We start from the raw sequence: 6,463 nt of genomic DNA, 5'->3' as shown, positions 1-6,463 counted from the left end.
AGGGTGTCGCACTTACCAGTTAGGCAATCAGTGCGACACCCTGGCGGGGTCGTATACCTTATATGCGTCATCCTCTCCCGGGGTCATCGGCACTTCGTGCCTCGACCACTGGGCTAAAAAACGATGATCCCTCCAGGGCTTTGCCCCTGCGGGATCGGCAGGCTGTAGTAGCAGGGCGGGGATCGGTCAACGGTATCGCCCCCGCCGTAGGGGGCCACACCTAAGCTACAACGCCCAAATGCGTCACCCCTGCATGGTCGCTGATGCCCTGCTACATAATTGGTACCTTTGTCTCTCACAACGCAGATGACACCTATGGATCTGGATAAAAAGGACTCACAGAAAAAGCGCTTCGCACAGAGCTTCCTGCAGGCTATGATGTGGAGTGGGCTCCTCGTCGGGATGGGCTTCGTGGCTCAGGCTGTCGGGATGCTCTTCTACAGGCAGCCCCTCTTCTCTACTCTTTTCATGACGGGTGGGCTGGTTCTCATCCCTGTCCTGCTGACACAGGAGCTTCGGAAGTACCGCCTGATCGTCTTTGGCAACCGGCTGTCCTACTCACGCTGCGTCACAGTGATGGGTGTGATCTACCTCTTTGCCCTTATCGTCGCGACGCTTGTTTACCTGCTCGTCTTCACCTATCTCTTTCGTGATCCTACTTTCCTCGCCTATATGGACCGGAGTATAGAGGTCGCCGGGCAGATGGTGGATAGTGAGGCTGATCGGGAGGTGCTGCTGAAGTCCTACCAAGGGATCACGCCGGCGCTGATGACGCGGGGGGTGATCTCCCTCTCCTTCACGCTTGGGACGCTCTACATCTTTATTGCCTCGATCTTCCTCCGCAGAGACTGATTATCGGTACCTTTGCTTGTATATACATATATATGTCTCAAGAGAAGAATTACCCCATAGACCTATCGATTGTCATCCCGCTCTACAATGAGCAGGAGTCGCTCCCCGAGCTTCATCGGTGGATCTCCCGTGTCGTCACCGAGATGGGGATCACCTATGAGATCATCTTTGTCGATGACGGGAGTACGGATGACTCCTGGACGACCATTGAGCAACTACATGCGGAGGATCCGCACGTCCGGGCGGTCCGCTTTGCCCGCAACTACGGAAAGTCTCCCGGGCTGCAGACAGGCTTTGAGCGCGCCTTGGGTGCTGTCGTCATCACAATGGACGCTGACCTGCAGGACTCCCCCGATGAGATCCCCGAGCTCTATCGCATGATTCGTGAGGAGGACTACGATGTGGTGAGTGGGTGGAAGAAGAAGCGGTATGACCCGCTCTCCAAGACCGGTCCCACGAAGCTCTTCAATGCCACCGTCCGTTTCTTCTCCGGTATCCCGCTTCATGACTTCAATTGTGGACTCAAGAGCTACAAGAATGAGGTGGTGAAGCACATAGAGGTCTATAACGATATGCACCGCTACCTCCCCTATATGGCGAAGATGGCGGGATACGGCAAGATCGGTGAACTGGTGGTGCATCACCGACCCCGCAAGTACGGGAAGACAAAGTTTGGCATGAGCCGATTTGTCAATGGCTACCTCGACCTCTTGGTCCTCTGGTTTATGGGCACTTTTGGTCGCAAGCCGATGCACTTCTTCGGCCTTTGGGGCAGTGTGATGTTTTTCCTCGGGCTGATCGCTCTCCTCTGTGTCCTTGGGTCCAAGCTCTACTCCCTCTACCATGGGATCCCGGCCCGACTGGTGACCGACCTGCCCGCCTTCTACCTCTGCCTCCTGGCTATCGTGCTGGGGGTGTTGCTCTTCCTTACCGGGTTCCTCGGTGAGCTCATAGCCCGGCAAAGTCCCGGACGAAATACCTATGCCCTGCGTGATGAGATCTGACCTACTGACTCTCGCCCTCCTTCTCTCCCTGCTCCTCACCGGTTGTGATCGTGGGGAGGGGACCTTTTACCGCGAGACCGGAGAGCGCTTTACCACCTACTACGCCATCACCTATCGCGCTGATAAGCCCCTTGCCGCACAGATCGACTCGACGATGGATGCCTTCAATGCGGTGCTCAATAACTTTGACTCCACCTCCGTCGTCTCCCGCATCAATGCCAATATCACCGACCGGACGGATCCTATGCTGGAGGAGGTACTGCGACAGGCAGCTGTCGTGAGCGAGGCAACGGATGGCGTCTATGATGTCACCGGTGGACCACTCTTTGATCTCTGGGGCTTCGGGACCAAGAAGGGGGTCACTCGGCTGGCGACTGACGAGCAGGTCGACTCGGTGCTCCGGTTTGTCGGGTACCGGCAGATACACATCGATACCCTTACCCACCGCATCACCAAGGACGATCCTCGGCTCTCTATGGGGCTCGCCTCGCTCTCCAAGGGGTATGTCGTCGACCTCGTTGCTCGGACGCTCGAGCACTACGGGGTAGAGGACTATATGGTGGAGATCGGTGGGGAGGTGACCTGCCATGGGCGCAATCCTCGGGGCGACTGCTGGAGCCTCGGGATCAATAAGCCGATCGAGGACAATACCTCCACCGTCAATGAGCTCCTCGGTAAGATTGAGATGTGTGAGAAAATGGGTGTCGCCACCAGTGGCGACTACCGCAACTATAAGGTCATCGAGGGGCGGAAGGTTGCCCATACCATCAACGCCGTCACGGGACGTCCCGCCCACAGCGACATACTCGAGGCGACTGTCGTAGCCCCCACTACTATGGAGGCAGACGCCTGGGCGACCGCCTTTATGGCAGTTGGGCTGGAGCGTGCCAAGGAGGTCCTCGAGGGACAGCCCCAGCTGGGCGTCCTCTTTGTCTACGCTGACCCCTCCGGCACCGGCTACCTCACCTATACCCATCGCCTGAACCTCCTCCCCCTCCACTAAGTCAGCATGAGGAAAGAGAAGAGCGGACAGAGGAAAAACATAGAGAGCCTGCCGAGGCGACTCTATACGATCAAGGAGACGGCTGCCTTCTTTGGGGTCGAGGAGCATGTCCTGCGATACTGGGAGAAGGGGACCTCCCTCTCCCCGCGACGGATGCCGAGCGGCTCTCGTCGCTACTCCATCGATGACCTTAAGCTGATTGAGCGGATCTACTACTTGGTCGAGGTGCGGGGGATGACCCTGCAGGCCGCTGCAGAGCAGCTGGACCACCCTGACTTAGACATTGACCTGGAGGTGAGGGAGCGGCTGATGAAGGTGCGCGAGCGACTCACCGCACTGAGGGACCGAGTGGGGGAGACCTACGGCATTGGTCCCGAGAGTGGAACCACTGAGAGCGTATCCCGTGATGAGTAAGGCAGAGATCGGCGTCGGGATGTATGTCCAGGTGCTGGGCTGTGGTGCGGCCAAGCCCTCACTTAGACACAACCCCTCTGCGCAGGTGGTTCGACTGAGAGGCAATAAGGTCTTCCTCATCGACTGTGCCGAGGGGACTCAGCTGCAGATGATGCGCTATGACGTGCCGATAGCGAGCCTGCACCGCATCTTTATCACCCACCTGCACGGCGATCACTGCCTCGGCTTGCCGGGGCTGATCAGCACGATGTCGCTGATGAGCTTTGATCACCCGATCCATATCTACGGACCGGTGGGCACGGCAGACTTTGTCGATCGAGTGGTTCGCTTCTTCATCGGAGAGAAGGGGGGGGGAGCGGTATGTCGAGATCGAGGTGCACGAGTGTGCGCCCACCGGGCGGACGGTGATCTACGAGGATCGGTCGGTGACTGTCTCCTGCTTCCCGCTCAAGCATCGCGTCCCCTGTATCGGCTACCGCTTTGACGAGGCACCGCTGTTGCCGCACCTCGACCGGGAGGCGGCAGATCGGGCCGGGGTCCCTATGGCCTACTTCGGCAGCCTCAAGCAGGGGCGTGACTACGTCAGGGAGGATGGGTCAATCGTCCCGGCTGCCTCTGTCACCACACCGAGTCGACGCCCGCTCAGCTATGCCTACTGCTCTGACACGATCTACCGGGAGGCGACGGCGGACTATGTCCGCGGGGTCGACCTGCTCTACCATGAGGCGACGCTCGGAGAGGAGTTGAGCGATCTCGCCAAGCATCGCGGTCACTCCACCCCCCGTCAGGCGGCCGAGGTGGCAAAGCTTGCCGGAGCGGGGCATCTCCTCCTCGGCCACTTCTCCTCCCGCTACACGGCCGAGACGGAGGAGTCGATCCTCCTTGCGGAGGCGAAGGAGGTCTTCCCCCGCTCCCTCCTCGCTCACGAGGGACAGTTCATTGACCTGGAGCAATTGCGAGAGGAGGAGTAGGGCATAGGGGGTAAAAGCAAAAGCGGTCGGCAGCCACAGAAGGCTGTCGACCGCTTTGTCAAATGGTATAAGGTCTACTTACTCGATCTTGAAGTCATCGAGCATAACGTTGTACTCAGATAGCTTACCAATCTTTGCGCTGAAAATCTTACCGGATCCAGTGTTGTTGATCTTGACTTGGCTAATATCAAGCGTAATGGTTACCCACTGGTCCCCCGTGTTGATCTGACCATCATACTTGTGGTCCTTAGTTGATGTCTTGTACTCAGATATCACCTTGTCAGCAAGAATATCCCCAATGTTATAGATTGCCATCTCGCCATTGAGGCCATAGACAACGACTGAGAAAGATCTTGATGGACTTGTGCCCTTTACCTTAAAAGTAATCTTCTTAGGTGCAGGATTTGTGACTTGCACGTTTTGAATATTGAAGATCCACTTGTTTCCCGAGTCTTTACCGGTCACTTTCATCACTCCACCCTGTGTAGGGTCATTCCCCTGCTCAATAGTGATGCCGGTTGAGTTTCCCTTCGTGAAAACGGACATAAAGGCACTCCAGTCCTCGAAGTCGGCTCCGGGGAAGAGCAGGTTGCCGGTGGTGGGCTGCTCAGGCTCGGTGCCGGGCTCCTCGGTGCCGGGCTCAGTACCCGGCTCACTGCCGGTCGCCTCCTTCACCTCCATCTTAGCAATCTGCCAGGCAGCAGCAGATGTGCTCGTGCTGACGTACTTGAAAGCGATGTGGATATTCTTCTTCCCTGCATAAGCCTTCAGGTCGGTCTTAGAGTCTTCGTAGGACCAGTTGTTCCCGGCGGGATAGGTCACAGTGAGTGGTGTCCAAGTGGCAGTAGAGGGGTCTCCAGCAGTGTAGTTGTCAGAGATCAGCACCTGCTGCTCGGAGGTCATATCACCGGCGTGGTTGATGGCATGGCTGATGAAAAGCTCGGGAGCCATAGCACCACTAAGGTCGAGAGCGGGAGAGATGAGCCAGTCCTCGTTGGGATTCTTAGCGCCACCTACGTAGCCGGACATCTTAGCACCATTCTTATATGTGCTGTCATCGATACGCCAAGCCTGCTCGCCCGATACGCTGACTTCGGTGAAGGGGGCAATGCCGGCCGCTGACTTGAAGTCGTTAGTAAAAGGAAGCTTCTGTGCAGCAGCGGGGGTCGAAGGATCGTCCGGGGTGACGTCGCCACCCTCTCCGGTGCCGCCGTCCTCGATACCACCGATGGAGCTGCCGTCGGGATTGACCACCGTACCATCCTTGGTGAGCTTGGCCTTGAAGGTGTAGGCGAAACCGCTATCCAGCTTGGTGGGTGCCTTATTCACCTTGTCCATGCTGAGGGTGTAGGTCTTGCCGCCCAGCGTCATGACGAAGGCAAAGGTGCTCTCAACATCCTGAGGCACGATGTAGGAACTGTAGGTACAGGTACCCTCACCCTCAGCCTCCTTCGTCAGGGTGATATCGCCCTTGGTGTTGCCGGTGGTGAGCTCTCCGGTGAGGACATTCATCTTCACATCGGTTACTCCGCCCCTGTAGAGTACGGAGGAGAGGTCACCGAGACTGAGACCCTCCCCGGCGGTGAGGATGATCTTTACCTGAGCGAGCTTGTGCTTAAAGGTGAAGGGGAGCTTAGGATTGGCAGCCGTACCCTTCTGTGTCGCAAAGAGGACCGGCTGATCGCTTCCCTTGCTGATGATGTAGGATGCCTTACCCTCGGAGATGGTGCTTGCGTAGGGATAGTAGGCGGCAAAGGTCACCTCGGTGTTGTCGCTCGGGAGGAGGAGCTTTGTCCCCTGGTCGGCAAAGTTGGTGGTACTGCCTGCTGTCGTCGCCTTATAGGCCACGTTGGTCGTAGCTGGCTCGGACTTGGTGACATTTGAGATACCGATCACCTCGGTCCCCTCCCAGCTGGTCCCGTTCACCACGCGGGTGACGGGACCGGCGGTGAACTGTGCCACCTTGGCTCCGTCCAGTGGTGTCTGATCAGGCGCCAGCCCTCTCTCCTGCTGACAGCCGGCGAGGGCCAGTGCCATCAGGGCGATAGAGCAGAGCGCAGATGTGTAAGTCTTTCTCATCTTAATGCTTTGATTGATTAGTGATTGGGTCTGTTATTTTTTTCTTTCTGCTCAAAGATACCATAATCTTGTTACTCTCTTGTTACTTTAGGCTCTCTTGTGGGAGAGACTCAGGGGTGACGCATTTGAGCAGTGCAGAA

Annotated in this window: 7 protein-coding genes; 6 read left to right on the top strand and 1 reads right to left on the bottom strand. The window is 57.3% G+C overall.

Annotated elements, in window-relative coordinates; translation table 11 throughout:
- Positions 1-315 precede the first annotated feature (315 nt).
- The 6 genes from HMPREF2890_RS02070 to HMPREF2890_RS09245 are packed head-to-tail and all read left to right on the top strand — an operon-like array spanning position 316 to position 4,244.
- Entirely contained in the window at positions 316-852 is a 537-nt protein-coding gene (locus tag HMPREF2890_RS02070) for a DUF4199 family protein (protein ID WP_070464588.1), read from the top strand.
- A 56-nt stretch (positions 853-908) separates the two neighbouring features.
- Positions 909-1,856, top strand: coding sequence for a glycosyltransferase (locus HMPREF2890_RS02065; RefSeq protein ID WP_070464701.1), 948 nt, complete (start codon positions 909-911; stop codon positions 1,854-1,856).
- Complete coding sequence (locus HMPREF2890_RS02060) at positions 1,846-2,859, top strand: FAD:protein FMN transferase (RefSeq protein WP_070464704.1); 1,014 nt, start codon at positions 1,846-1,848, stop codon at positions 2,857-2,859. The genes HMPREF2890_RS02065 and HMPREF2890_RS02060 overlap by 11 nt, the downstream gene beginning before the upstream one ends.
- 6 nt (positions 2,860-2,865) lie before the next feature.
- Entirely contained in the window at positions 2,866-3,273 is a 408-nt protein-coding gene (locus HMPREF2890_RS02055) for a MerR family transcriptional regulator (RefSeq protein ID WP_070464585.1), read from the top strand.
- On the top strand, positions 3,266-3,757 hold the full coding sequence (locus HMPREF2890_RS09250; RefSeq protein ID WP_246825249.1) for an MBL fold metallo-hydrolase: 492 nt from the start codon (positions 3,266-3,268) through the stop codon (positions 3,755-3,757). The genes HMPREF2890_RS02055 and HMPREF2890_RS09250 overlap by 8 nt, the downstream gene beginning before the upstream one ends.
- Positions 3,678-4,244, top strand: coding sequence for an MBL fold metallo-hydrolase (locus HMPREF2890_RS09245; protein WP_246825248.1), 567 nt, complete (start codon positions 3,678-3,680; stop codon positions 4,242-4,244). Before HMPREF2890_RS09250 ends, HMPREF2890_RS09245 begins: the two co-directional genes overlap by 80 nt.
- Positions 4,245-4,322: 78 nt before the next feature.
- Here HMPREF2890_RS09245 and HMPREF2890_RS02045 read toward each other — a convergent pair whose 3' ends face one another.
- On the bottom strand, positions 4,323-6,323 hold the full coding sequence (locus HMPREF2890_RS02045) for a fimbrillin family protein (RefSeq protein ID WP_083289741.1): 2,001 nt from the start codon (positions 6,321-6,323) through the stop codon (positions 4,323-4,325).
- Positions 6,324-6,463 lie beyond the last annotated feature (140 nt).

This window comes from Porphyromonas sp. HMSC065F10, from assembly GCF_001808555.1.
In the GTDB taxonomy this organism is placed as follows: Bacteria; Bacteroidota; Bacteroidia; order Bacteroidales; family Porphyromonadaceae; genus Porphyromonas_A.
This window is presented reverse-complemented; position numbering and strand designations above follow the sequence as displayed.